The 25,350-nt window shown below is 73.6% G+C and carries 25 protein-coding genes; 9 read left to right on the top strand and 16 right to left on the bottom strand.

Going from position 1 to position 25,350, the window contains the following annotated elements; genetic code table 11:
• The first annotated feature begins 71 nt into the window (after nt 1-71).
• Both BLU55_RS04140 and cphA read left to right on the top strand, forming a co-directional pair.
• Complete coding sequence (locus tag BLU55_RS04140; RefSeq protein WP_091726431.1) at nt 72-1,064, top strand: cyanophycinase; 993 nt, start codon at nt 72-74, stop codon at nt 1,062-1,064.
• Nucleotides 1,061-3,910 (top strand): cyanophycin synthetase, encoded by a 2,850-nt coding sequence (gene cphA / locus BLU55_RS04135; protein ID WP_231917041.1) that lies wholly within the window; start codon nt 1,061-1,063, stop codon nt 3,908-3,910. The genes BLU55_RS04140 and cphA overlap by 4 nt, the downstream gene beginning before the upstream one ends.
• A gap of 72 nt (nt 3,911-3,982) precedes the next feature.
• On the opposite strand, the gene BLU55_RS19710 is transcribed toward cphA, so the two are convergent.
• From BLU55_RS19710 to BLU55_RS04120, 3 genes are all read right to left on the bottom strand, one after another.
• Nucleotides 3,983-5,377, bottom strand: a complete 1,395-nt coding sequence (locus BLU55_RS19710; protein ID WP_197681085.1) for an NYN domain-containing protein — start codon at nt 5,375-5,377, stop codon at nt 3,983-3,985.
• A gap of 112 nt (nt 5,378-5,489) precedes the next feature.
• Nucleotides 5,490-7,238, bottom strand: a complete 1,749-nt coding sequence (locus BLU55_RS04125) for a Mur ligase family protein (RefSeq protein ID WP_231917040.1) — start codon at nt 7,236-7,238, stop codon at nt 5,490-5,492.
• A 3-nt stretch (nt 7,239-7,241) separates the two neighbouring features.
• Complete coding sequence (locus tag BLU55_RS04120; protein WP_091726428.1) at nt 7,242-7,454, bottom strand: dodecin; 213 nt, start codon at nt 7,452-7,454, stop codon at nt 7,242-7,244.
• Nucleotides 7,455-7,589: 135 nt separating this feature from the next.
• Between BLU55_RS04120 and BLU55_RS04115 the strand changes: the two genes are divergently transcribed.
• Together BLU55_RS04115 and BLU55_RS04110 are read left to right on the top strand one after the other, a co-directional pair.
• On the top strand, nt 7,590-7,889 hold the full coding sequence (locus tag BLU55_RS04115) for a DUF3099 domain-containing protein (RefSeq protein WP_231917039.1): 300 nt from the start codon (nt 7,590-7,592) through the stop codon (nt 7,887-7,889).
• Nucleotides 7,886-8,095: an acetone carboxylase gene (locus BLU55_RS04110; protein ID WP_091726423.1), complete on the top strand. Its 210-nt coding sequence runs from the start codon at nt 7,886-7,888 to the stop codon at nt 8,093-8,095. Before BLU55_RS04115 ends, BLU55_RS04110 begins: the two co-directional genes overlap by 4 nt.
• A gap of 53 nt (nt 8,096-8,148) precedes the next feature.
• Here the strand turns inward: BLU55_RS04110 and moaA are convergent, their stop codons facing one another.
• On the bottom strand, nt 8,149-9,168 hold the full coding sequence (gene moaA / locus BLU55_RS04105; RefSeq protein WP_091726420.1) for a GTP 3',8-cyclase MoaA: 1,020 nt from the start codon (nt 9,166-9,168) through the stop codon (nt 8,149-8,151).
• A 41-nt stretch (nt 9,169-9,209) separates the two neighbouring features.
• Between moaA and BLU55_RS04100 the strand changes: the two genes are divergently transcribed.
• A complete protein-coding gene (locus BLU55_RS04100) occupies nt 9,210-10,064 on the top strand; it encodes an SURF1 family cytochrome oxidase biogenesis protein (RefSeq protein WP_091726417.1) in 855 nt (284 codons plus the stop codon).
• Here BLU55_RS04100 and BLU55_RS04095 read toward each other — a convergent pair.
• The 4 genes from BLU55_RS04095 to BLU55_RS04080 all read right to left on the bottom strand — a co-directional run bounded on the left by BLU55_RS04095 (nt 10,005) and on the right by BLU55_RS04080 (nt 15,274).
• Nucleotides 10,005-10,760 carry an SDR family oxidoreductase gene (locus tag BLU55_RS04095; protein ID WP_091726414.1) on the bottom strand — a complete coding sequence of 252 codons (756 nt, stop codon included), beginning with the start codon at nt 10,758-10,760 and terminating at the stop codon, nt 10,005-10,007. The two genes, BLU55_RS04100 and BLU55_RS04095, sit on opposite strands and share 60 nt — an antisense overlap.
• A 141-nt stretch (nt 10,761-10,901) precedes the next feature.
• Nucleotides 10,902-12,788: an ABC transporter ATP-binding protein gene (locus tag BLU55_RS04090; RefSeq protein WP_091726411.1), complete on the bottom strand. Its 1,887-nt coding sequence runs from the start codon at nt 12,786-12,788 to the stop codon at nt 10,902-10,904.
• Nucleotides 12,789-12,833: 45 nt separating this feature from the next.
• Nucleotides 12,834-13,625, bottom strand: coding sequence for an enoyl-CoA hydratase/isomerase family protein (locus BLU55_RS04085; protein ID WP_091726408.1), 792 nt, complete (start codon nt 13,623-13,625; stop codon nt 12,834-12,836).
• 50 nt (nt 13,626-13,675) lie between these two features.
• Nucleotides 13,676-15,274 (bottom strand): ABC-F family ATP-binding cassette domain-containing protein, encoded by a 1,599-nt coding sequence (locus tag BLU55_RS04080; protein ID WP_091726405.1) that lies wholly within the window; start codon nt 15,272-15,274, stop codon nt 13,676-13,678.
• A gap of 123 nt (nt 15,275-15,397) precedes the next feature.
• Between BLU55_RS04080 and ypfJ the strand changes: the two genes are divergently transcribed.
• The gene (gene ypfJ / locus BLU55_RS04075; protein ID WP_091726403.1) at nt 15,398-16,342 is read left to right on the top strand and encodes a KPN_02809 family neutral zinc metallopeptidase; all 945 of its coding nucleotides are present in this window, start codon (nt 15,398-15,400) and stop codon (nt 16,340-16,342) included.
• Between the two features lie 146 nt (nt 16,343-16,488).
• Nucleotides 16,489-17,088 (top strand): biotin transporter BioY, encoded by a 600-nt coding sequence (locus tag BLU55_RS04070; protein WP_091726400.1) that lies wholly within the window; start codon nt 16,489-16,491, stop codon nt 17,086-17,088.
• 58 nt (nt 17,089-17,146) lie between these two features.
• On the opposite strand, the gene BLU55_RS04065 is transcribed toward BLU55_RS04070, so the two are convergent.
• The 3 genes from BLU55_RS04065 to BLU55_RS04050 form a co-directional block, all read right to left on the bottom strand.
• On the bottom strand, nt 17,147-17,581 hold the full coding sequence (locus BLU55_RS04065) for a DUF6314 family protein (protein ID WP_091726398.1): 435 nt from the start codon (nt 17,579-17,581) through the stop codon (nt 17,147-17,149).
• A gap of 265 nt (nt 17,582-17,846) precedes the next feature.
• Nucleotides 17,847-18,560: a hypothetical protein gene (locus tag BLU55_RS04055; protein WP_157682722.1), complete on the bottom strand. Its 714-nt coding sequence runs from the start codon at nt 18,558-18,560 to the stop codon at nt 17,847-17,849.
• Between the two features lie 79 nt (nt 18,561-18,639).
• A complete protein-coding gene (locus tag BLU55_RS04050; RefSeq protein ID WP_091726387.1) occupies nt 18,640-19,557 on the bottom strand; it encodes a phosphotransferase family protein in 918 nt (305 codons plus the stop codon).
• An 80-nt stretch (nt 19,558-19,637) separates the two neighbouring features.
• Here BLU55_RS04050 and BLU55_RS04045 point away from each other — a divergent pair, with 80 nt between their 5' ends.
• Entirely contained in the window at nt 19,638-20,309 is a 672-nt protein-coding gene (locus BLU55_RS04045) for an alpha/beta hydrolase (RefSeq protein WP_091726384.1), read from the top strand.
• Nucleotides 20,310-20,426: 117 nt separating this feature from the next.
• A complete protein-coding gene (locus BLU55_RS04040; protein WP_091726381.1) occupies nt 20,427-21,809 on the top strand; it encodes an amino acid permease in 1,383 nt (460 codons plus the stop codon).
• Between the two features lie 10 nt (nt 21,810-21,819).
• Here BLU55_RS04040 and BLU55_RS04035 read toward each other — a convergent pair whose 3' ends face one another.
• The 5 genes from BLU55_RS04035 to BLU55_RS04015 all read right to left on the bottom strand — a co-directional run bounded on the left by BLU55_RS04035 (nt 21,820) and on the right by BLU55_RS04015 (nt 25,348).
• Nucleotides 21,820-22,446 (bottom strand): acVLRF1 family peptidyl-tRNA hydrolase, encoded by a 627-nt coding sequence (locus BLU55_RS04035; protein WP_091726379.1) that lies wholly within the window; start codon nt 22,444-22,446, stop codon nt 21,820-21,822.
• A complete protein-coding gene (locus tag BLU55_RS04030; RefSeq protein WP_091726376.1) occupies nt 22,443-23,153 on the bottom strand; it encodes a dienelactone hydrolase family protein in 711 nt (236 codons plus the stop codon). Before BLU55_RS04030 ends, BLU55_RS04035 begins: the two co-directional genes overlap by 4 nt.
• A gap of 79 nt (nt 23,154-23,232) precedes the next feature.
• Complete coding sequence (locus BLU55_RS04025; protein WP_091726374.1) at nt 23,233-23,607, bottom strand: metal-sulfur cluster assembly factor; 375 nt, start codon at nt 23,605-23,607, stop codon at nt 23,233-23,235.
• Nucleotides 23,604-24,086, bottom strand: a complete 483-nt coding sequence (gene sufU, locus BLU55_RS04020) for a Fe-S cluster assembly sulfur transfer protein SufU (RefSeq protein WP_091733382.1) — start codon at nt 24,084-24,086, stop codon at nt 23,604-23,606. The genes BLU55_RS04025 and sufU overlap by 4 nt, the downstream gene beginning before the upstream one ends.
• Before the next feature lie 5 nt (nt 24,087-24,091).
• Nucleotides 24,092-25,348 carry a cysteine desulfurase gene (locus tag BLU55_RS04015; protein WP_091726371.1) on the bottom strand — a complete coding sequence of 419 codons (1,257 nt, stop codon included), beginning with the start codon at nt 25,346-25,348 and terminating at the stop codon, nt 24,092-24,094.
• Between the last annotated feature and the right edge of the window lie 2 nt (nt 25,349-25,350).

Below are 25,350 nucleotides of genomic sequence, written 5' to 3'. Positions count from 1 at the left end.
CCTCCGAGTGGTGCGAATCGGGCAAAGAGGTGCTCATTCGCGCAAGGGTCGCACCCTCTAGTCTTCCTGTCATGCCATTCGCGGGAGACCCCCTGTCCGAGCCCTCGGAGCCGGTCGTCGGGGACCTGCTCATCATCGGCGGCGCCGAGGACAAGCTGGGTCGCCGCTCGGTCCTGACGGAGTTCGTGCGCCGCGCCGGCGGGTCCGAGGCCCGCATCGCCGTCGTCCCCACGGCCTCGTCGCTGGGCCCCGAGATCGTCGACGTGTACGCCGCGCTGTTCACCCGTCTCGGGGCCGCCGAGGTCTACGGCGTGCGTCCCCAGGACCGGGCCCAGGCCTCCGACCCGGCCGTCGTGTCCGAGCTCGACCGGGCGACCGGGATCTTCATGACCGGCGGCAACCAGCTCAAGCTGTCGACCGTGATCGCCGGCACCCCCTTCGGCGACGCGATCCTGGACGCCCGCGCCCGCGGCGTCACCGTCGCCGGCACGTCGGCCGGCGCGTCGATCCAGTCGTCCCACATGGTCGCCTTCGGTCCCGGCGGCGCGACCGCCAAGCAGCGGATGACCCAGGTCGCCGCCGGGCTGGGGCTGCTCCAGGACTGCGTGGTCGACCAGCACTTCGCCCAGCGCAACCGCTACGGCCGGCTGCTCATGATCGTCTCGCAGAGCCCGCAGCTGCTCGGGATCGGCGTCGACGAGGACACCGCCGCCGTGGTGACCCGCACCCCCGAGGGCACCGACCTGATGGAGGTGGTGGGCAAGGGTGCCGTCACCGTCCTCGACGGCCGCGACATGGTCACCGACGCCCACGCGGCCCGCGAGCACCGGCCGATCCTGGCCTCCGGCGTGGTGCTGCACGCCCTGCCCGCGGGTTCCCGGTTCGACCTCACCACCCGCCGGCTGGTGCCCACCGCGCGGCCGGTCGACCCGACCGAGGCCGACGAGCTGGCGCTGGCCAACCGCGACCTCGGCAAGATGGCGCGCGACATCGCCGCCGACGACGCCTCGCCCTCGGCCCTGCGCCGCCGCATCGCCCGACGAAACAGAGGAGCCACCCCGTGACCGAGAGCCCCGAGCACCGCGGTGCCGACCACTCCGGCGACCGTCCCGGCGGCGCCGGGACGGTGACCGGTGGCGGCCGCCCGCGCCCCGACCTGGAGATCGTCGAGACGCGGGTCTACCGCGGCGCCAACGTCTGGTCCTACGAGAAGGCGATCCACCTCGTGGTGGACCTCGGCGTGCTGGAGGACTACCCGACCAACACCATCCCCGGGTTCACCGAGCACCTGCTCGAGGCGCTGCCCGGGCTGCGCGAGCACTCCTGCTCCCGCGGGCGCCGCGGCGGCTTCGTCGAGCGGCTCCACGAGGGCACCTGGCTGGGCCACGTGGCCGAGCACTGCGCGCTGGCGCTGCAGCAGGTGGTCGGCCACGACACCCGGCGCGGCAAGACCCGCCAGGTCAAGGGCCAGCGCGGCCGCTACAACGTGATCTTCGGCTACGTCGACGAGCAGGTGGGGCTCGCGGCCGGCCGGCTCGCCGTACGCCTCGTGGACCACCTGGTCGAGGCCGACCCCGAGTTCGACTTCGAGGCCGAGCTCGACTCCTTCATCCTGCGCGCCCAGCGCACGGCGTTCGGCCCCTCCACCCAGGCGATCATCGACGAGGCCGTCTCGCGCGACATCCCCTGGATCCGGCTCAACCAGCACTCCCTGGTGCAGCTCGGCCAGGGGGTCCACGCCAAGCGGATCCGCGCCACGATGACCTCGGAGACCAGCTCGATCGCGGTCGACATCGCCTCCGACAAGGACCTCACCACCCGGCTGCTCGGCGCAGCCGGCCTGCCCGTGCCCAAGCAGGAGTCGGTGCGCACGCCGGACCAGGCGGTCGCGATGGCCCGCCGGATCGGCTTCCCGGTCGTGGTGAAGCCCCTCGACGGCAACCACGGCCGCGGCGTGTGCCTCGACCTGCGCGACGACGAGTCGGTCCGCGAGAGCTTCGAGATCGCCAGGGCGCAGTCGCGCCGGGGCACCGTCATCGTCGAGTCGTTCGTGACCGGCAAGGACTACCGCTGCCTCATCATCGACGGCCGGATGGCCGCCATCGCCGAGCGGGTCCCCGCGTCGGTCACCGGCGACGGCACCAGCACGGTGCGCGCGCTGGTCGACCTGACCAACGCCGACCCGCGCCGCGGCGTGGGCCACGAGAAGGTGCTGACCCGCATCAAGGTCGACGCGGCCGCCGAGGAGGTCCTGGCCGGCCAGGGCCACACGCTCGACTCGGTCCCCGCCGAGGGCGAGATGGTCAAGCTGGCGCTGACCGGCAACATGTCGACCGGCGGCATCTCGATCGACCGCACCTTCGAGGCCCACCCGGAGAACGTCGAGATCGCCGAGGAGGCGGCCCGCATGATCGGGCTCGACATCGCCGGCATCGACTTCATCTGCCCCGACATCACGCAGCCGGTCCGCGAGACCGGCGGCGCGATCTGCGAGGTCAACGCGGCGCCGGGCTTCCGGATGCACACCCACCCGACCATCGGCGAGCCGCAGTTCATCGCCAAGCCGGTCGTCGACATGCTGATCCCGCCGGGCACTCCCAGCCGGATCCCGATCGTGGCCGTGACCGGCACCAACGGCAAGACGACCACGAGCCGGATGATCAGCCACATCTTCAAGGGCATGGGCCGCAAGGTCGGCATGACCTCGACCGACGGCGTGGTCATCGACGAGCGGCTGCTGATCCGCTCCGACGCCTCCGGCCCGCGCAGCGCCCGGATGGTGCTGCAGAACCCGCGCGTCGACTTCGCCGTGTTCGAGGTCGCCCGCGGCGGCATCCTGCGCGAGGGCCTGGGCTACGAGCGCAACGACGTCGCCGTGGTCCTCAACGTGCAGCCCGACCACCTCGGGCTGCGGGGCATCGACACCGTCGAGCAGCTCGCCGACGTCAAGGCCGTCCTCGTCGAGGCGGTGCCGCGCGACGGCCACGCCGTGCTCAACGCCGACGACCCGCTGGTGCGCCAGATGCGGCGTCGCTGCTCGGGCCAGGTGGTGTGGTTCTCGATGGCCGAGCCCGGCTCCGAGGAGCGCGACATGATCGACGCCCACTGCCGCCGCGGCGGCAAGGCGCTGGTCCTGCAGCCCACCGAGCGCGGCGAGATGATCGTGGTGCGCCACGGTGCCCGCGACATGCAGCTCGCCTTCACCCACCTGCTGCCCGCGACCTTCTCCGGCCGGGCCCGGATGAACGTGCAGAACGCGCTCGCCGCCGCCGCCGCGGCGTTCGCCTCGGGCGCCCCGCTGCACGACATCCGGCAGGGCCTGCGGACCTTCTCGACCAGCTACTACCTCTCCCCCGGCCGCCTCAACGAGATCGAGGTCAACGGGGTCAACGTCATCGTCGACTACTGCCACAACGCCCCCGGCATGCGGATGCTGGGCGACTTCGTCGACCGGCTCGGTGACAGCCTCGACTCCGGCCACGAGCTGGGCAAGCCCTCGCGGATCGGCGTCGTCGCGACCGCCGGCGACCGCCGCGACGAGGACATGCGCGAGCTCGGCGAGGTGGCGGCCCAGCACTTCGACGTCGTCGTGGTCCGCGAGGACGAGGCGCTGCGCAAGCGCGCCCGGGGCGAGACCTCGGCGCTGGTGGCCGAGGGCGTGCGCCGCGCGATGGACGCCGGCAGCCGCTGCAAGCAGCTCGAGGTCATCCACGACGAGATCGAGGCCGTCCACCACGCCATGAGCCGCGCCAACCGCGGCGACCTGGTCGTGGTGTGCGTCGACAAGCACCCGCTGGTGATGTCGGAGCTGGAGAACTGGTCGCCGCACGCCCAGGCCGGCGCGGGCGCCGCGTCCGCGGACGCCCCGGTCGCCGACCCGGACTACTACGCGCCCCCGACGGAGGCCTGACCCCGGGCCCGGTCCGGGTCACGTCCGGGCACGGCCCGGGGCGCGGCGCGAGCCGCGCCCCGGGCGCTGCTGCTACTCCGTCGGCACCGACGGGCCGGCGGCGCGCTTGGCCGCGCGCCGCGGCGTGCGCCGGGTGGTGACGGTGAGCGTGGGCGTCTCCACCGGGGCCTCCACGGCAGGCGCCTCGGGCTCGGGGGCGGGCTCGGCCGCGGCCTTCTTGGCGGTCTTCCTGGCCGTGGTCTTCTTGGCGGTCGTCCTCGTGGCGGCGGTCTTGGCGGCCGGCGCCTTCTTGGCCGTGGTCTTCTTCGCGGCCGCCCGCTTGCGCGGCGCCTTGGCCGGCGGCTCCTCCTCGGCGGCCGGCTCGACCGGCTCGTCGCCCCTTTCGTCGACCTGCTCGTCGACCGGGTCCGCGGACCCGGCGACCGGCGCGTCGACGGCCACCGTGGCCGGTTCGGCGACGGGGTCGGCGGCCGGCTGGTCGACCGGTTCCCCGGTCCGCCCGGGCACGACCTCGGGGGTCGGCTCCGGGGCGACCTCTGCCGCGGGAGCAGGCGCGGCCTCCGGGGCCTCGGACCTGGTCTCGACGGTGGCCTCCGGCTTGCTCTCGAGCCGGTTGTCCCCGCGGCCGCGGCGGCTGCCCCGGCCCGAGCCGCGACGGCCCTTGAGCCGCACCATCAGCTGCTCCTGGCCGGCGGCCGTGGTGACGGTGCGGGTCTCGAGGAACGGCTGCTCCCGGATCAGGTCGCTGAGCCGGGCGAAGCCGTGGGTGCGGGCGTCGAACGACGGGTCGACGCGGGTGAGCAGGCTGCCGAGCGCGCTCACCGTCGTCCAGTCCTCGTCGTCGGAGTCGGCCTTGTTGAGGCTGCGCGAGAGCACGCTCTGCAGCGCCGCGGCGCTCTCGCGGCTGCCCATCTCCGCCTCGGGGGCCTCCCGGGTCTCGGCGACCGCCTCCGGAGGGGCGTCGTTGCCGTTGCCGCGCTGGCCCGAGCGGCGGCTGCGCGGCGCCGGCTCGTCCTCCTCGACCGGAGCACCGGCCTGGAGCACCTCGAGGAAGGTGAACTTGTCGCACGCGTCGCGGAAGGCACGCGGGGTCTTGCTGGCGCCCACGCCGTAGACGGTCATGGCCGACTCGCGCAGCCGGGTCGCGAGGCGGGTGAAGTCGCTGTCGCTGGAGACGATCACGAAGCCGTCGAGGTTGCCGGCGTACAGCAGGTCCATGGCGTCGATGATGAGCGCGGAGTCGCTGGAGTTCTTGCCGGTCGTGTAGGCGAACTGCTGCATCGGGGAGATCGCGTGCTCGTGGAGCCGCTTCTTCCAGCCGTTGAGCTGGTCGGTCGTCCAGTCGCCGTACGCGCGCTTCACCGTCAGCAGGCCGTAGCCCGCCAGCTCCGCGAACAGGTCGGTGGAGACCTTCGAGGAGACGTTGTCGGCATCGATGAGCACGGCCAGGCGTCGGGAGTCGGTCATCGGCGTCCTTGGGGATCTAGGTGAGGTGCAGGGGTACGCCGCGGGCACGGCGTCGTGCCCCAGTCTCCACCAGTGGGCCGGCGTGGCTCACCAGGCTCTCCCGGGGACGTCCTCAGCCGCCCGTGGAGGCCTGCCGCACCTTGGCCGCCAGCTGCTCCGGGGAGTCGGCCGTGGCACCGACCGAGGCCAGCCAGGCGTAGACCTCCTCGCGCTCGGCGTGGCACATCAGGCCCACCACGTCGCCCGGCGCGGCCTGCGCCACGAGCGCCTGCAGCGAGGCCAGCTCGGTGGGGTGGGTCTCGATGTCGTGGCCGCCCACCCGCTCGGCACCGGTGCGCAGCAGCGCGTCGACCTCCTCGACGGTGCGGCCGCGGAGGTACTTCGCCTTGTGGCCGATCGCGACCACGTCGGCGTCGCGGGCGGCGATCTCGCCGAGCATCTCCAGCAGCTCGTCCTGGCGGTCGCCCACGGCGCCGAGGCCGAGCAGGATCCGCCTCCCGTCCGGACGCACGCCGCGCATGATCTCGACCATGGCCTCGAGACCGGCCTCGTTGTGGGCCAGGTCCATCACGACCGAGACGTCACCGGCCGGCGTGGGCAGCGTGAAGAAGTTCATCCGGCCCGGGTTGTGCTCGGCGTCGGGCCGGAAGGACAGCAGCCCCGCCACGACGTCGGCGCGGTCGAGGCCGGCGGCCAGCGCGGCGGACGCGGCGGCCAGGGTGTTCTCGACGTTGAAGCGCGACAGGCCGCTGAGCGTCATCGGCACGTCGACGACCTCGACGAGCGGGTCGGCGCGGGTGCCGTCGAGGACCGTCAGCCACCCGTCGATGACGGTCGTCGCCCGGCCGCCGCCCCCCAGCACCTCGCGCAGCGCGGGCGAGTCGGGGTCGCGGGAGAACACCCAGGGCTGGGCCTTGGTGGTGAGCCGCATCGCGAACACCCGCGGGTCGTCGGCGTTGAGCACCGCCCAGCCGGTCCGCTTGGTGATGCGGGGCACCACTCCCTTGACCTCGGCGAGCTGGTCGACGGTGTCGATGCCCTGCATGCCGAGGTGGTCGGCGGTCACGTTGGTGACGACCGAGACGTCGTTGTGGACCACCCCGATGCCCTTGAGCAGGATGCCGCCCCGGGCGGTCTCGGTGACCGCGAAGTCCACCTCGCGGTGGGCCAGCACCCGGCCCGCCCCCGAGGGCCCGGAGTAGTCGCCGGCCTCCACCAGGTGGCCGTCGACGTAGATGCCGTCGGTGTTGGACCAGCCCACGTGGTGGCCCGCCTCGCGGGCGATGTGGGCCACCATCCGCGAGGTCGTGGTCTTGCCGTTGGTGCCGGTCACGGCCACGACCGGCACCCGCGGCCGGATCGTGGTGGGGCCGGGTCCCTTCTCGGTGGCCGCCACGCGGGCCGCGGCCCGCGCGACGGCGTCGGCCACGTCGTGGTCGGACCCAGCGGCCGTCAGCTCGTCGAGCACCGCCGCCACCGCCTGGCCCAGGCCCCGGGCCCGGCTGCGGTCACGCCACGGGTAGGCCACCACGAGCTGCGTCGGCTCCGAGGTGGCCCGCACCCGCACGCCGAGCCGCGAGGTGCCCGAGTCGAGCGCCACGCGGCGCACCAGCCGGGTCAGGACGCGCACCAGCGCCCGCTGGCGGAACCCGCTCAGCGGGGCCCCCGCCCGCAGCGAGCGCAGCCCGAGCGCGTCGCCGACGGCCCGCAGCCGGGCCTCGTCGGCCTCGGCCAGGGTGCGGACGTCGAGCGTCAGCTTGATGGCGGCCCGGGGGAAGTAGAGGTTGGGCCCCTCGAGCACCCGCAGCTCCAGCAGCGAGGTCGGGGCAGCGGGCGGGGCGCTCGTCGAGCCGTCGGTCAAGGCTCAGTCGTCCTCGAGGCGGAAGCCGATCTTGAGGCCGACCTGGACGTGCTCGACCGAGCCGTCCTTGACCTGGCCGCGGACCTGGGTCATCTCGAACCAGTCGATGTGGCGCAGGGTCTTGGCCGCGCGCTCGATGCCGTTGCGGATGGCCTGGTCGATGCCGTCGGGCGAGGTGCCGACGATCTCGGTGACGCGGTAGGTGCGGTCGGACATCAGCGGTCTCCTGGAGGGGTTCGGGTGGGGTCGGTACGCCGCGCTGCGGCGCCGCCGGGTGAGGGCGACAGGATGCCACGACGGCCACCCGCACGACGCCTTGGCCGGTCAGGGGCGCGACGTAGACTGGAGCGTGTGGCTACCGCACGCAAGTCCCGACGCGCAGCAGAGCCCGTCCGCATCACCTCTGCTCCCGCCAACGCCCGCGACGACCTGCTGAGGCGTCGTCGGCGCTACCTGTTCTCCATGATCATCCGCACCCTGTGCTTCGTCGGCGCGATCGTCGTCGGTGACGGCTGGCTGCGCTGGGTGCTGATCTTCGGCGCCGTGTTCCTGCCCTACGTCGCGGTCATCGTGGCCAACAGCGCCGCGCCCCGCCTGGAGGGCACCGACCTGGTGCAGCCGGGCCAGGGCTACAAGGAGCTCGGCCGATGAGCGGGGCCGGAGCGGACGCGGCCGTCTGCTCGGCCAAGGGCTGCCAGGCGCCCGCGCGCCACGAGCTGCTGTGGAACAACCCCAAGCTGCACACCCCGGAGCGCCGCAAGGTGTGGCTGGCGTGCGAGGACCACCGGCAGAGCCTGTCGGACTTCCTGGCCGCGCGGCAGTTCCTCCGCGACGTCACCCCGCACGTCCCGGCCTGACCCGACCGTCCCGAGCGGCTCGGCCCCCGGGGCCCGGGTGCCGATCCGGGTCGTCAGCCGCCGATGGCCGACATCGGTCGGGTGGGCTGCAGGAACAGGTCGTCGTCGATGCCGTGGCCGGCCCGCTTGGTCGTCATGGCCAGGCGCCAGCGGTCCGCGATCTCCTCGTCGCTCGACCCGTCGCGCAGCGACCCGCGCAGGTCGGACTCCTCGCGGGCGAACAGGCAGTTGCGGACCTGGCCGTCGGCGGTCAGCCGGACCCGGTCGCAGTCGCCGCAGAACGGCCGCGTCACCGAGGCGATGACGCCCACCGTGACCGGTCCGCCGTCGACGAGGAACGTCTCGGCCGGCGCGCTGCCGCGGTGCTGCGGGTCGGGGCTGAGGGTGAACTCCTGCTCCAGCGAGGCGAAGATCTCCTCGGCCGTCACCATCTCGGTGCGCGACCAGTCGTGCTGGGCGTCGAGCGGCATCTGCTCGATGATGCGCAGCTGGAACTCGCGCTCGAGGCACCAGTGGAGCAGCTCGGCCGCGAGGTGGTCGTTGACCCCGCGCAGCAGCACGGCGTTGATCTTGATCGGCGCGATCCCGGCGGCGCGGGCGGCCTCGAGGCCGGCGATGACGTCGTGGAGCCGGTCGCGGCGGGTGATCTGGTGGAACACCTCGGGCCGCACCGTGTCGAGGCTGACGTTGATGCGGTCCAGGCCGGCCTCGGCGAGGGTCGCCGCGGTGCGGGCCAGGCCGAGCGCGTTGGTGGTGAGCGAGATCTCGGGGCGCGGGGAGAGCTCCGCCGTGCGCCGCACGATGTCGGGAAGCCCACGGCGCAGCAGCGGCTCGCCGCCGGTGAAGCGGACCTCCTCGATGCCCAGCGACTCGACCCCGATGCGGACGAGGCGGACGATCTCGTCGTCGGTCAGCGTCTGGTCGGTGGGCAGCCAGTCGAGGCCCTCGGCGGGCATGCAGTAGTTGCACCGCAGGTTGCAGCGGTCGGTCAGGGACACGCGCAGGTCGGTCGCCCGACGGCCGTAGCCGTCGACCAGGCCGGACCTGTCGCCGGCGGGACTGGAGGCACTCACCCGGCCAGTCTAGGGACGGACCCCCGAACTACGCTCGTGGCGTGGGATTCCTCCTCTCGCGCCGGTGGGCGATCTTCGCCCTGGTGGTCGTCGTCCTCGCCTGGCTGGCGCTCCAGCTGGGCCAGTGGCAGTTCGGCCGGCTCGACCAGCGCAAGACCGAGAACCGCATCACCGCCACCAACCTGGCCGCCGCCCCGGTGCCCGTCGAGGACGTCATGTCCCCCACCGAGCCCACGGGCGCCGACGCGGAGTGGCAGCGGGTGACCGCCCGCGGGACCTGGGACGACGAGCACACGATCGTGCTGAAGTACCAGACCCGCGACAGCCAGCCCGGCGTCGACGTGGTCACGCCGCTGGTGACCGAGGACGGCACCGCGGTGCTCGTCGACCGCGGCTGGCTGTCCACGGAGAACTCCGGCGCGACCCGGCCCGACCTGCCCCCGGCGACCGAGGGCGAGGTCACCGTCATGGGCTACGTGCGTCGCGACGCCACCGGCGGCGCGACCCGGGTCAGCGAGCTCTCCACCCGCGCGATCTCCTCGGAGGCGGCCGCCGAGGTCGTGCCGCACCCGCTCTACCGGGGCTTCCTCGACCTCGCCGAGGAGACCCCCACCCCCCAGGTCGCCCTGGAGCCGACGGACCTGCCCGACGACACCAGCAACGGCCCGCACTTCTTCTACGGCCTGCAGTGGTGGTTCTTCGGTGCCCTGGCCGTCTTCGGGTTCTGCTACCTGGCCTTCGACGAGGTGCGCCGCCGCCGCACCGAGGCCGCGGCCGGGGGTGCGGGCGAGCCCGCCCCCTCCTGGGACCCGCCCCAGGACGACGCCGGGGCCGGCTCAGAGCCCGCGGAGCATGCCACCGTCCACCGGCAGCATGACGCCGGTGACGAAACCTGACGCCGGGCTGAGCAGGAACGCCGCCGCGGCCGCGAACTCCTCGGGCCGGCCGTAGCGCCCCAGCGGGATCCGCGCCGTCGCCGCTCGCCGCGCCGCCTCCGGGTCGCCCGAGGCGTCGTCGAGCTCGGCCACCCGGTCGGTGGCCACCCGGCCCGGCAGCAGGCCGTTGACGCGGATGTCGCGCGGCCCCAGCTCGTCGGCCAGCATCTTGGCCGCCATCGCCAGCCCGGGCCGCAGGCCGTTGCTGATCGCCAGGTTGCCCACCGGCTCGCGGACCGAGGTCGAGAGGACGAACGCGATCGACCCGGGCCCGGTCATCGCCGCCGCCGTCGCCCGGGCCACCCGGAGGCCGCCCACGACGATGGACTCGAAGGCCGAGGACCACGCGTGGTCCGGCGTGCCCATGACGGTGCCGGGCGGCGGCCCGCCGACCGACACCAGCGCCCCGTCGAGGCGGCCCCAGCGGTCGAGCGCGGCCCCCACCAGCCGGTCGGCCGTGCCGGGGTCGGCGTTGTCCGCGACCACGGTCACGGCCTGCTCCCCCAGCGCCCGGCTCACGTCGTCCAGCGACCCGGCGCTGCGCCCCGACACCACGACCCGGGCGCCCTCGGCGACCAGCAGGTCGGCGGTGGCCCGGCCGAGGCCACGACCTCCGCCGGTGACGACGTACACGCGGTCGGTCAGCCCCAGGTCCATGGCGTCACCGTAGCGGTGCGCCGCGCCGTACCCAGGCGGACGTGTCGGGCGCTCAGGTCGGCCGAAACTGCCCGTCGATGTCCGATGCGCCCGTTTCCGCGGGCGGTTTCCCCGGCCGACCGGGGAAACTGCCCCTCCGCCTCACCCCACCCGCTCGGGCGCGGGCGCGTCCTCCTCGAACTGGGTGCGGTAGAGCTCGGAGTAGAGGCCGCCCTGGGCGAGGAGCTCGGCGTGGGTGCCGCGCTGGGCGACGGTGCCGTCCTGGACCACGAGGATCAGGTCGGCGTTGCGGACCGTGGAGAGCCGGTGGGCGATGACCAGCGAGGTGCGGCCCTCCAGGGCCTCGTCCAGGGCGCGCTGGACGGCGTACTCCGACTCCGAGTCGAGGTGGGCGGTGGCCTCGTCGAGGACGACGACCGCGGGGGCCTTGAGCAGCAGCCGGGCGATGGCCAGGCGCTGCCGCTCCCCGCCGGAGAGCCGGTAGCCGCGGTCGCCCACGACGGTGTCGAGCCCGTCGGGCATCGACCGCACCAGGCCGGAGATCCGGGAGGCGTCCAGCGCCGCCCAGATCTGCTCGTCGGTGGCGCCGGGGCGGGCGTACTGCAGGTTGGCCCGGATCGTGTCGTGGAACATGTGGGCGTCCTGGGTGACGTAGCCGACGGTGTCCTCCAGCGACTGCAGCGTCACGTCGCGGACGTCGCGGTCGCCGACCAGCACGGCGCCGGAGTCGACGTCGTAGAGCCGCGCCACCAGGTGGGTCAGCGTCGTCTTGCCGGCGCCGGAGGGGCCCACCAGGGCGATCATCTGGCCGGGCTCGGCGGTGAAGTCGATGCCGTGGATGACCGGGCCGTGGTCGCGCGACTCGGGCCGCGCGACCGTCTCCAGGCTGGCCAGCGACACCTCGTCGGCGCGCGGGTAGGTGAAGCGGACGTCGCGGAACTCCACCCGCGAGGAGCCCGCGGGCAGGTCGACGGCGTCGGGCTTCTCGGCCACCGTGGAGGGCAGGTCGAGCACCTCGAAGACGCGGTCGAAGCTGACCAGGGCGGTCATCACGTCGACGCGGACGTTGGAGAGCCCCTGCATCGGGCCCAGCAGCCGCAGCAGCAGCGTGGCCAGGGCGGTCAGGGTGCCGATGGTGAGGGCACCGCTCACGGCCAGGGCGCCGCCGATGCCGTAGACCAGGGCGGTCGCCAGGGCCGGCACCAGCATCATGAAGGCCATGAAGATCCGGGTGACCAGGGCGATCCGGATGCCGAGGTCGCGCACCACCCCCGCCTTCTGGGCGTACGCCGCGTCCTCCTCCTCGCGCCGGCCGAACAGCTTGAGCAGCAGGGCGCCGCCGACGTTGAACCGCTCGGTCATCATGTTGCCGAGGTCGGCGTTGCCGTCCATCTGGCGCCGGGTCAGGCCGCTGACCTGGCGACCGACCCACCGCGAGGCCAGCAGCAGCAGCGGGAACAGCGCGAGGCAGGCCAGCGTGACCTGCCAGCTGAGCGCGAACATCGTGATGCCCACCACGACCACGCTGATCGAGTTGGACACCGTACTGGACAGCGTCGAGGTGAAGGCGCGCTGCGCCCCGATGACGTCGTTGTTGAGCCGGGACACCAGGGCCCCGGTCTGGGTGCGCGTGAAGAACGCCAGCGACATCCGCTGGACGTGGCCGAAGACCCGCGTGCGCAGGTCGAAGATGAGGCTCTCGCCGATCCGGGAGGACAGGAAGCCCGATCCGACGCCGAGCGCGGCGTCGAGGACCGAGACCAGCGCCATCGCGGCGGCCAGCCAGACCACGACGCTCACGTCGCCGGCGAGGACGCCGTCGTCGAGCAGGTGCTTGACCAGCAGCGGGTTGGCGACCACGAGCGCCGCGTCGAGGACGACGAAGACCAGGAAGCCGGCGATCAGGCGCCGGTGGGGCGAGGCGAAGCCCGCGACCCGTCGCAGGGTCTTGCGGGTGAGCTTCTGCTCCACCACGGTGGGATCGCGGCGCAGCTGGCGCATCATCGTCCCGGGGTTCATGCCGCTCATGGGCGACTCCTTCCGACCCGTCGCCGGGCCCACGGGCAGAGCCTGTCAGGCGCCGCCGACGATCGCGCGGAACCGCCGCAGCTGCGCCCGGCGCTCCGCCAGTCGCTGGGCCTCTAGGTCGAGGCCCGCGGCGGACTGGAGCAGTGCCTTGGTCTCGCGCACGGCACCCGGGTCGTGGGCCCGCAGTGCTTGCACGAGGTCGTCGGTGGCCGCCTCGAGCCCGTCGCGGGGCACCACCGTGGTGGCGATGCCCAGCTGCCGTGCCTCCTCGGCCCCGACGGACCGCGCCGTGGCGCAGATCTCCAGCGCCCGCGAGTAGCCAACCACCGCGACCAGGGACTTTGTTCCCGTCAGGTCCGGCACCAGGCCCAGCGCGGGCTCCTTCATGCAGAAGCGGGCGTCGTCGGCGACCACCCGCAGGTCGCAGGCCAGCGCGAGCTGGAATCCCGCGCCGATGGCGTGGCCCTGCACCGCGGCCACGGACACCACCGCGGGGTCGGCCAACCAGGTGAAGCCGCGCTGGTAGTCGTCGATGGCGGCCAGCACGTCCTCGTCGGTGCCGCGCATCAGCTCGCGCACGGACTCCTCGCCCTCGATCCCGTCGGGGGTGAGCAGCCGGGTGTCGAGGCCGGCGGAGAAGCTCGCGCCGGCGCCCCGCACCACCACGACCCGCACCTGCGGGGGCAGCGCCTCGCCGACGGCGGCCAGCGCCCGCCACAGGCCCGGGGTCTGGCTGTTGCGCCGCTCGGGCTTGTCGAGGGTCACGGTGAGGACGTCGTCCTCGACCGTGACGCGCAGGCCCACCGCGGCGAGGCGGGCGGTGTCGGGCAGGGTCATGGCCGCACTCTAGGACGCGGCCGGGGCCGACCCGGGGCGCGGCCGGGCGGTCAGGCCAGCGAGACCAGGTCGGCGTAGTCCGGCGTCCACAGGTCCTCGACGCCGTCGGGCAGGATCAGCACCCGGTCGGGCTCCAGCGCGTGCACCGCGCCCTCGTCGTGGGTGATGAGCACGATGGCGCCGGCGTAGGTGCGGATGGCGGCCAGCACCTCCTCGCGCGACGCGGGGTCCAGGTTGTTGGTGGGCTCGTCGAGCAGCAGCACGTTGGCGCTGGAGACGACCAGGATGGCCAGCGCCAGCCGCGTCTTCTCCCCGCCCGAGAGCACGCCGGCCGGCTTGTTGGCGTCGTCGCCGGAGAAGAGGAACGACCCCAGCACCGAGCGCGCCTCGGTGTCGGTCAGCTGCTGGGCCGCGGACTGCAGGTTCTGCAGGACCGTGCGCGAGGTGTCGAGCGTCTCGTGCTCCTGGGCGTAGTAGCCGATCTTCAGCCCGTGACCGGGTACGACGCCCCCGGTGTCCGACTCGTCGACCCCGGCGAGGATCCGCATCAGGGTGGTCTTGCCGGCACCGTTGAGGCCCAGCACGACCACCCGGCTGCCCCGGTCGACCGCGAGGTCGACGTCGGTGAACACCTCGAGCGAGCCGTAGCTCTTCGACAGCTCCCGGGCCGTCAGCGGGGTCTTGCCGCACGGCGCGGGCTCGGGGAACTTGATCTTGGCCACCCGGTCGGCCTGGCGCTCGCCCTCGACGCCCTGCATCAGCTTCTCGGCGCGCTTGAGCATCGACTGCGCGGCCTGGGCCTTGGTGGCCTTGGCGCGCATCTTGTTGGCCTGGTCGGTGAGCGTCTTGGCCTTGGTCTCGGCGTTGGCCCGCTCGCGCTTGCGGCGCTTCTCGTCGGTCTCGCGCTGGGCGAGGTAGGCCTTCCAGCCGATGTTGTAGACGTCGATCACCGCGCGGTTGGCGTCGAGGTGGAGCACCTTGTTGACGCACGCCTCGAGCAGGCCCACGTCGTGGGAGATCACCACGAGGCCGCCCTTGTGGTTGCGCAGGTAGTCGCGCAGCCACAGGATCGAATCGGCGTCGAGGTGGTTGGTGGGCTCGTCGAGCAGCAGCGTCTCGGCCCCGGAGAACAGGATGCGGGCCAGCTCGACCCGGCGGCGCTGGCCACCCGACAGGGTGCGCAGCGGCTGGTCCATCAGCCGGTCGGCGATGCCGATCGAGGAGGCGATCTGCGCGGCCTCGGCCTCGGCGGCGTACCCCCCGGCGGCGTGGAGGGCGGCGTCGGCCTTCTCGTAGCGGTTCATGGCGCGGTCGCGGACCGCCGGGTCGTCGCTGCCCATGTCGGTCTCGGCGTCGCGCAGGCGGCGCACGACGGTGTCGAGACCGCGCGCCGACAGGATCCGGTCGCGGGTGAGGACCTCGGGGTCACCGGTGCGGGGGTCCTGCGGCAGGTAGCCGATCTCGCCGGAGCTGGTGACCGAGCCGCCGGCGGGCAGGGCCTCGCCGGCGAGGATCTTGGTCAGGGTCGTCTTGCCGGCACCATTGCGCCCGACCAGGCCGACGCGGTCCCCGGCCGCGATCCGGAACGACACGTCGTCCATCAGCAGACGCGCACCAGCGCGTACCTCGAGCTTGGAGACAGTGATCACGACAGGCTTTCAACGACGGGGAGCGGGCCGCCACGACAGGCAGCGCTTCGCACGGGTGGGACGGGGTACCACGGGACCCCGTCGTCACTAGTCTACGAGTCCCCCCGACCGAGCGGAGCACCCATGCGCTTCAACCCGAAGGCACGCATCGACCAGAGCCAGGTCGAGGTACGCCGCGGAGGCGGCGGAGGCGGCGGCCTGGGCCGTGGGGGCGGCGGGATGCGGCTGCCGATCCCGACCGGCGGGGGCGGCGGCAAGGCCGGCGGGATCGGCTTCGGCACGATCCTGGTGGTCGTGCTGTTCGTGGTGCTCCAGCAGTGCACCGGTGGGGGCGGCACCACCTCGCCCGGCAGCTCCTCGGCCGGCGGCGAGCAGGCCGCCAACCAGTGCCAGGACGGTGCCGACGCCAACGCCTCCGATGCGTGCGCCGTCGACCTGTTCACCACCTCGGTCCAGGACTACTGGGAGCAGACGTACCCCGACCAGACGGGCAAGCCCTACGAGCCCATCAAGACGGTGCGATTCGAGGGCTCGACCCCGTCGGGCTGCGGCCAGGCCAGCTCCGAGATGGGGCCGTTCTACTGCCCCAACGACCAGCTGGTCTACCTCGACAGCACGTTCTTCGACGACATGCTGCGCGGCCAGCTCGGCGCGGAGGGCGGCCCCTTCGCGATCGGCTACGTGATCGCCCACGAGTACGGCCACCACGTGGAGGACCTGCAGGGCGACCTGGGCCGGATCCGCACCCAGCAGGGCGCGCAGAGCGACGCGGTGCGCGTCGAGCTCAAGGCCGACTGCCTGGCCGGCATGTGGGCCCGCGGCGCCACCACCACCCAGGACCAGGACGGCCAGACGATCATCTCCGACCTGACCCAGGACGACGTGCGCCGCGCCATCGACGCCGCCGAGGCCGTCGGCGACGACCGGATCCAGCAGCGCTCGTCGGGGCGCGTCGACACCGACTCCTTCACCCACGGGTCGGCCGCGCAGCGCGTGAAGTGGTTCAACATCGGGCTCGAGCAGGGCTCGCTCGAGGCCTGCGACACCTTCTCCGCCGGCCGGCTGTGAGCCGCAGCCGCCCCGAGCGGCGCGGAGGGCCGGGGAGACCCGCCGGTAGGACCGGCGGGTAGCGCCGCACCGTGACGGCGCACCTCCCGGTTCTGGTAGAGATGGCCCTGCATCCCCCACGTCGGTCGCTCCCCGGAGGTCCCCCCATGTCCAGCCCCGCCCTGTCCGTCCCGCTGCACCAGCGGCGTCCGCTGGTCCTCGCGGACGTCGTCCCCGGGGCCCTCGCCCGGGACGTCGCCCTGGTCCTCGGTGGTGCCGCCCTGACCGGCGTCGCCGCGCAGCTCTTCCTCCCCGTGCCCGGCTCCCCGGTGCCGATCACGGGCCAGACCTTCGCCGCGCTGTCCGTGGGGGCCGCTCTGGGCTGGCGCCGCGGCGCGCTCTCGCTGCTCGTCTACATGCTCGCCGGCATGGTCGGGATGCCGTGGTTCGCCGAGGGCACGTCCGGCTTCGCCGCGCCGTCGTTCGGCTACGTCATCGGCTTCGTGCTCGCCGCCGGCCTCGTCGGCGCCCTGGCCAGCCGCGGCGGTGACCGCTCCCCGCTGCGCACCATCGCGACGATGCTGCTCGGCAACGCCGTGGTGTACGCCGTGGGCCTGCCCTACCTGGCCGTCTCGCTCGGCATCGGGATGCCCGAGGCCTTCGACATCGGCATGAAGAACTACCTGCTCGGCGACGCCTTCAAGATCCTGCTCGCGGCCGGCTGCCTGCCCGTCGCGTGGCGCCTGCTGGACCGCCTGCACCGCTGACCGACCCGTCGGGGGCAGGCCTCCCCGGCGCCCGGCGCGACACGGCCCGTGGACCCCGTCACCCGGGGGACGCGGGCCGCAGTCGCGTCCGCATCAGGTAGTCCTTCGCCGGACCGGTGACCTCCCACCGCACCGACCAGTCCTCCGGGCTCCCCGTCACCAGGCCGCGGTAGGTGTCGGGCCGGCAGTCGTGGACGACCGGCTCCCCCGGCACCCACGGGTGGAAGTCGCGGCCGTCCGCGAACAGCACCCACCAGCCCTCCTCGCGCCGCTCCAGACGCAGGCCGCGGCGCACGGCCACCTCGACGCCGGGCCGGCGCCAGGTCGCCTGCTCCTCCCAGCCGAGCCGGTCCGGGCCGACCTCGGTCAGCTCCAGCACGCCCTCGACCACGCCGCCGAGGTCGCCCCGGCGGTCGTCGATGGTGCGGTGCAGCGACCAGCGCCCGACCAGCGCCCGGGGATCGGCGAGGGCGTCACCGGGGGTCGGGGTCACCGCGTCAGCCTAGGTCGCGCCGCCGGTGGCCGAGCACGGCCACGGCCAGCAGCAGGGCCGTCGGGGCCCAGCAGGGCCCAGCAGGGCCCAGCAGGGCCCAGCAGGGCCCGCAGCGTCGTGGACCTCCCGGCGCCGTCGGGCCCGGTGGAGCCGTGCACCTCCCCCGCGCCCACCTCGAGGTCGAGCCCGTCCAGCGCCCGGGCCCGGCCGTGGGTCCTGACCAGCCCCTCGACGGCGACCACGGGGGCCGGGCGCGGCCCCACGGCTAGTCCGTCGGGGAGGCCGAGGCGGTGGACCCCGAGGACGGGCTGCTGCTCGGGTCGGCGTTGATGCTGGCGAGGTCCGACGGCGAGTAGCAGACCTGCGTCAGCGACCGGAAGACCGGCGCGAAGCCCTCGCCGATGCCGCGCAGGGTGGCGTCGTAGGTGCGCATCGCGCGCACCTGGGCGCGCCGCTGCTCGTTGTCGATGCCGTCGAGCAGCCTCGCCACCCGCTGCTCGAACCCGGTGAAGCGCCGCTGGCCGGCGCCGAGGGCCTCGGTGCAGGCCGGCGGCAGGTCCTGCTCGGACATCGCGCCCATGCGGGCGGCCACGGCCGACAGGTCGCGGGCCAGGGGGTCGAGCAGGCGGTGCCAGCAGGCGCGCCACGCGGCGTACCCCTGCTCGGAGGTGGCGTTGCAGCGCTCCAGGCGGCGGGTGGCCAGCGCGGTGGCACCCGAGCGCTGGGCCTGCGTCGCGACGGCGTTGACGGCGTCGGTGTCGGCGGTGACGAACCAGGGGCCGCCCGCGGCGACCGAGGCCGACGGCGTCGGGTCGGGGCTGGTCCCCTGGTCGACGGCCGGGGACGCGCTGGGGCTCCCCTGGCTGCTCGAGGCCCCGGCGGTGTCCTCGCCGCCCCCCTTCGAGGAGCACGCGACGACCACCACGGAGACCACCAGGAGCAGCAGGAGCACGGCAGGGGGCGCCCAACGGCGGAACATGGTCGAACTGTCCGCTTCGCCCGGCCTCCTGGTCAACGTGGTCACCCGGCCGGAGCAGACCAGTGCCGCGGCGGCCCGCTCACGCGACCAGGCGCTCGATCTGCGGGAACTGCCGCTGCACCGCGCGCAGGTACGGCGCCACCGCCGGGTGGCGGAACTTGCCCGCGAGCGCGCCCTCGCCGCGGGCGGCCTGGGCCAGGGCCCACTCGGCCCGGCTCAGCACGGAGTACGCCGCCGTGACCCGCGCGGCGACCGCCACCGCCTCGCGGTCGAGCCGCTCGGCGGACTCGGCCACCGCGCCGTCGAGGTAGGCCTCGAGCAGCACCTCGAAGTCCTCGCGGCTCGAGAGCGACCAGTAGCCGAGGTCGGTGCCCACCGGGCCGACGCCCACGCACTGCCAGTCGACCGCGACGACCGTGCCGTCCTCGTCCGTCGCCAGGAAGTTCGACGGCACCGCGTCGCCGTGCAGCCGGCCCTGCGGCCCCTGTGCCAGCCGGTCCAGCCAGTGGCCCCGCCGGCTCCACAGCAGGTCGGTGACGTCGGCCAGGGTGGTGCGGGCCAGGGTCCGCCAGCCGCCCCGCTGCTCGACCAGGTCCAGGCGTCGGCGCAGCAGGTCGTGGGAGGCCCAGGCCGGGGCGTCGTGGGGCGCGCCGGCGAAGCGTCCCAGCGAGCGGGCGACCTGCAGACCGGTGGGCGGGTGGCCGACCCGTTCGCGGGCCCACACGGTCACGCCCTCGTCGTCGTCCTCCACGGGGCCGAAGCCAGCGGCCACCAGCCCGGGACCGGCCACGAACCCCGGTCGCAGCGCGACGTCGGCCTCGCGGCGCCAGTAGCCGGGGTGGGTCCGGTCGCGCGCCAGGTGGTCCTCGCCGGGCGCGGGCGCCGCGAGCCGCTTGACGACCCACGCACCCTCGGGCGTCACGGCCCGCCACAGGCCCAGGCTGGACGGCCCGCCGACGCCGGGCAGCGCCCGCCAGGAAGGGTCCGGCTCCCACACGTCCGTCATCCTGGCAGCAGCGACCCCCGTGACCGGCCCGACCCGCGGAGCCGGCGGGGTGCGCTCGAGGAAGGACCTCCGTGCCCGAGCCCCGGCTTGTCCCGGTCCACGTGCCCCACGACCCCACCGGCACGGTGCTCGTGCTCCACGGCGGCGCCGCCCGCTCCGAGGTCACCGAGGTGAGCCCGACCCAGCTCTCGGTGCTGCGCATGGTGCCGCTGGCACGCCGGCTGGCCCGCGCCGGCGGCAAGCGGCTCGCGGTCTACCGGCTGCTCAACTCGGCCCGCGGCTGGGACACCGGCCACACGCCCGTGCAGGACGCCCACTGGGCCCTGGACCGGCTCGGCCGCGAGGACGGCGAGCACCCCACCGCGCTCGTGGGCCACTCGCTCGGCGGCCGCGCCGCCCTGCTCGCCGGCGAGCACCCGGCGGTGCGCTCGGTGGTCGGCCTCAACGCCTGGATCGCGCCGGGCGACCGCGCCGAGCTGCGCGGGCGCCGCGTGCTGCTGGTCCACGGCACCGCCGACCGGATCGCCGACCCCGGCCGCGCCCGCCGCCTGGCGCGCGAGGTGGCCGCGACGGCGGAGTCCACCGGATGGCTCGACGTGCAGGACGCCAAGCACGCGATGCTGCGCCGGGGCGGGGTCTTCGAGAAGGCGGCCGTCGACTTCGTCCGGGCCACGCTGCTCGGCGACACCGTGCGCGGCCCGGTCGCCGACCTGCTCGAGGGCGTCGCCTCCCAGACCGTGTGAGCGGCCCGATCGTGACCTGCGGGAAACGCGCCTGACCTCTGCGGACGGGTGGGCCGTGCAAGAGTGGTGGGCCGCCTCGTCCGGACGGTTCCGATCGATCTCTACCGGGAGAGCACGATGACCGCTCCTCAACAGCTCCAGAAGGGCCTCAAGCAACGGCACCTGACGATGATCGCGATCGGCGGCGTCATCGGCGCCGGCCTGTTCGTCGGCTCGGGCGTCGTGATCAACGAGACCGGCCCCGCCGCGTTCCTGTCGTACCTGATCACCGGGGTGCTCATCATCCTGGTGATGCGGATGCTGGGCGAGATGGCCACGGCCACCCCCTCGACCGGCTCCTTCGCCGACTACGCCCGCCGCGCGCTGGGCGGATGGGCGGGCTTCTCGGTCGCCTGGCTCTACTGGTACTTCTGGGTGATCGTCGTCGGCTTCGAGGCCGTCGCCGGGGCCAAGATCCTCACGTTCTGGTTCGAGGCGCCGCTGTGGCTGCTCTCGCTGGTCCTGATGGTCCTCATGACCGCCACCAACCTGGTCTCGGTCGGGTCCTACGGCGAGTTCGAGTACTGGTTCGCCGGCATCAAGGTGTTCGCGATCATCGCCTTCCTGGTGCTCGGCACGCTCTTCGTCGTCGGCCTGTGGCCCGACAAGGACTTCGACGTCAGCCTGATGACCAGCCAGGGCGGGTTCCTGCCCAACGGGGTCGGCGCGATCTTCTCCAGCATCGTGGTCGTCGTCTTCTCGATGGTCGGCGCCGAGATCGCCACGGTGGCCGCGGCCGAGTCCAGCGACCCCGAGCGCGCCATCGCCAAGGCCACCCAGTCGGTGATCCTGCGCGTCGCGACCTTCTTCGTCGGGTCGATGGTCCTGCTCGTGCTGATCGTCCCGTGGGACGACAACGACCTCGGCGCCTCGCCGTACGTCGCCGCCTTCAGCCGGATGGGGATCCCGTACGCCGACCACATCATGAACGCCGTCGTCCTGACGGCCGTGCTGTCGTGCCTCAACTCGGGGCTCTACACCGCCTCGCGGATGCTCTTCGTCCTCTCCGCCCGCAAGGAGGCGCCGGCCCGGCTGGTGGCGCTCAACAGCCGCGGCGTGCCGGTCTGGGCGATCCTGGCCTCGACCGTGGTCGGCTTCCTCAGCGTGATCGCGGCCTACGTCTCCCCCGACACCGTGTTCCTGTTCCTGCTCAACTCCTCGGGCGCGGTGATCCTGTTCGTCTACCTGCTCATCGCCATCTCGCAGTTCGTGCTGCGGCGCCGCACGCCCGACGAGGACCTCAAGGTCCGGATGTGGCTCTTCCCGGGGCTCACGATCGTCGCCGCGGTGGGCATCCTGGCCGTGCTGGTGCAGATGGGCTTCACCGACGACACCCGCTCGCAGCTGCTGCTCAGCCTGCTGTCGTGGGCGGTGGTGGTCGGGCTCTACCTCGTCACCCGGGCCCGCGGCGGGTCCATCAGCGCCGAGGAGCTCGACCGCCGCGACAGCGTCCGCAGCTGAGGCCCGCCGCTCAGGCGTTGCGGACCGACACCCGCAGCGCCTGGGCGTCGAGCACGGCCTGCTCCAGCACGGAGCGGCGCGGGTCCGGCACCGGCAGCCACGGCGCCACCACCTCGAGGGCCGCGAGCCGCCGGTCCGCGAGCACGGCGGCGACCGCCTCGTGGTCCCCACCCGTGACGACCGGCAGGTGGCCCGCGTCCGGCTGCCCGAGCACGCGCACGGCGTGGTCGGCCGCCGCGTCGTACGCCGCCCGCGCCTGGTTGTCGCGTCGCCGGGCGAAGCGCTGCTGGCTCTGCCCGCCGGCCTTGGTCCGGCCCTGCACGTGGCGCTGGCCCACCTTGGACGCCACGGTCGCCGCGCCCTCCAGCAGGGCCACCGCGAAGCCGCCCTTGCGGACGAGCAGCACGCCCCAGCGCGCCGGCGGGGCGCACGCGGCCGCGACACCGCCGACGTCCGGCGGCCCGTCGTACGCCCGGGCGAAGGGCAGCCGGACGTCGTACGTCGACCCGTCCTGGGCCTCCCCCGCCAGCACGCCGTCGCGCACCACGAGCGAGGTCGGCCCGTGACGCGCGACGAAGTTGTCGGCCCAGCGCGGCACCCGGTCGACGGCGACCAGCACCTCGGCCGCGGAGCTCACGAGCGCGGCAGCCGCTCCGCGAGGTAGTCGGTCGTGGTCCGCCAGGCCCGGGCCGAGGCCTCCGGGTGGTGCATCGGCAGGTCGGGGTTGTCGAAGGCGTGGTCGGCGCCCTCGTAGGTCTCCACGACGACGTCGGGGCCCTGCTCCACGACCTCGCGCACGTGGGCGACGGTCTCGGGGTCGATGTAGCTGTCGGCCAGGCCGAAGTGGTGCAGCGTCGGCGTGGTCACGAGCGGGGCCAGGTCGAGCAGCTGCGGGATGGCGGAGCCGTAGAAGCTGACCAGCAGGTCCGGCGAGCTCACCGCCGCCACGTTGAAGCCGAGCCCGCCGCCGAAGCAGAAGCCGACGATGCCGACGCCCCCGGTGACCTCGGGCCGGTCGCGCAGTGCGGCGAGGGCGGCGACGCCGTCACCGACCGCGGCCTCCCAGTCGACGCGGCCCATCAGGCCCAGCGCCTCGTCCATGGCGGCGGGGCCCTCGGGGACGGCCGAGACGCCGAGGCGCCAGTAGATCTCGGGGACCAGCACGACGTGGCCGAGGTCGGCCAGGTCCTGCGCGCGGCTCTCGACGTACCGGCTGAGGCCGAAGATCTCCTGCAGCAGCAGGATGCCGGACCCGCGCCCCGGCACCTGGCCGCCCTCGGGCAGCCAGAGGTGGGCGGGCATCTCGCCCGCGGGGGTCTCGACCTGCACCAGGGAGCGGCTCATGGCCCCAACCTAGCGAGTCGTGGGGGTGGGGGGACGGCCCAGCGCCCCCTCACCCCCACGACTCGTGGGTGGTGCTGGATCAGACGTTGAAGCCCAGCGCCCGCAGCTGCTCGCGGCCGTCGGGGGTGATCTTGTCGGGACCCCACGGGGGCATCCAGACCCAGTTGATGGTGACGTCGGTGACCAGGCCCTCGAGCGCCTGGTTGGTCTGGTCCTGGATGACGTCGGTCAGCGGGCAGGCCGCGGAGGTCAGCGTCATGTCCAGCACGGCGGCCGAGTCGGAGTCGATGTGGACGTCGTAGACCAGACCGAGGTCGACGACGTTGATGCCGAGCTCGGGGTCGACGACGTCCTTCATGGCCTCGACGACGTCGTCGCGGTTGACGGTCGCGGTGGCCGCACCGGCGCCGGAGGCCTCGGGGACCTCGGGCAGGTCGCTGTGGTCGGCGGTCATGGCTTCTCCTCAGGGGTGGTCGCGGGCGCACCTTGCGCCAGCACGGTGGAGGCGGCGTCCTTGAACGCCATCCAGCCGAGCAGCGCGCACTTGACGCGCGCGGGGAACTTCGAGACGCCGGCGAAGGCGATGCCGTCCTCCAGCACCTCCTCGTCGGGCTCCAGGGTGCCGCGGGACTGCATCAGCTCGAGGAACGCCTCGTGCTTGCGCATCGCCTCGTCGACCGGCTGGCCGATGACCAGGTCGGCCATCACCGAGGCGGCGGCCTGGCTGATCGAGCAGCCCTCGGCGTCGTACGACACGTCACCGACGGTCTCGCTGCCGGCGTCGCCCTCGAGGTGCACGCGCAGCGTGATCTCGTCGCCGCACGTCGGGTTGACGTGGTGCACCTCGGCCTCGAACGGGTCGCGCAGTCCTGCGTGGTGCGGGTTGCGGTAGTGGTCCAGGATGATCTCCTGGTAGAGGCTGTCCAGATCCACGGTGCTCACCCCACCTTGAAGTACTTCTGCGTCGCGAGGATTCCCTCGACGAGCGCGTCGATCTCGGCCGGCGTCGTGTAGAGGTACGACGACGCACGGGTCGAGCTCTGCACCCCGAACCGCTTGTGGGCCGGCTTGGCGCAGTGGTGGCCCGCCCGGACGGCGATCCCGCGGCTGTCGAGCAGCTGCGAGACGTCGTGGGGGTGGATGCCGTCGATCTCGAAGGACACCGCTCCCCCGCGCTGGCTGGCGTCCAGCGGGCCGAGGACCTTCAGGCCGGGCACGGTGGCCAGGCCCTCCAGCAGGTAGCCGGTGATGGCCTGCTCGTGGCGGTGGATGTCGTCGAGCCCGATCTCGGTCAGGTAGTCGACGGCTGTGCCGAGGCCGACGGCCTCGACGATCGGCGGGGTCCCGGCCTCGAACTTGTGCGGGATCCCGGCGTACGTCGACCGCTCCATCGACACGGTCTCGATCATCTCGCCGCCGCCGAGGAAGGGCGGGAGCTCGTCGAGCAGCGCCTTCTTGCCCCACAGCACGCCGATGCCGGTCGGACCGGTCACCTTGTGGCCGGTGAACACGACCACGTCGGCGTCCACCGCCTGCACGTCGACCGGCAGCTGCGGCGCGGCCTGCGAGGCGTCGACGACCACGATCGCGCCGACCTCGTGGGCGCGGCGGGCGATCTCGGCGACGGGGTTGATGGTGCCCAGCATGTTGGAGACCCAGGTCAGGGAGACGACCTTGGTGCGCTCGGTGATGAGCTCGTCGATGTCCGACAGGTCGAGGTGGCCGTCGTCGGTCAGGCCGAACCACCGCAGCTCGGCGCCGGTGCGCTGGGTGAGCAGCTGCCACGGGACGATGTTGGAGTGGTGCTCCATCTCGGTGATCACCACGCGGTCGCCCTCGCCGACCTCGAGCGGGCCACGGGCCCACGCGAGCGTGTTGGCGACCAGGTTGAGCGCCTCGGAGGCGTTCTTGGTGAAGATCACCTCGTCGCGCGAGGGGGCGTTGAGGAACCGTGCCACCTTGTCGCGCGCCGCCTCGAAGGCCTCGCTCGACTCCGCGCCCAGCTGGTGCATGGCGCGGGCCACGTTGGCGTTGTGCCGCTCGAGGTGGTCGACCATCGAGTCGATCACGCACTGCGGCTTCTGCGAGGTGTTGGCGCTGTCGAGGTAGACCAGCGGCAGGTCGTCCGCGAGGCGACGCTCGAGGATCGGGAAGTCCTTGCGGATCACCTCGAGCTGGGGCAGCAGGCCGTCCATGA

Source organism: Nocardioides scoriae, assembly GCF_900104965.1.
In the GTDB taxonomy this organism is placed as follows: Bacteria; Actinomycetota; Actinomycetes; order Propionibacteriales; family Nocardioidaceae; genus Marmoricola; species Marmoricola scoriae.
The sequence above is the reverse complement of the archived record's forward strand: the minus strand, read 5'-3'. Positions and strand labels throughout refer to the sequence as shown.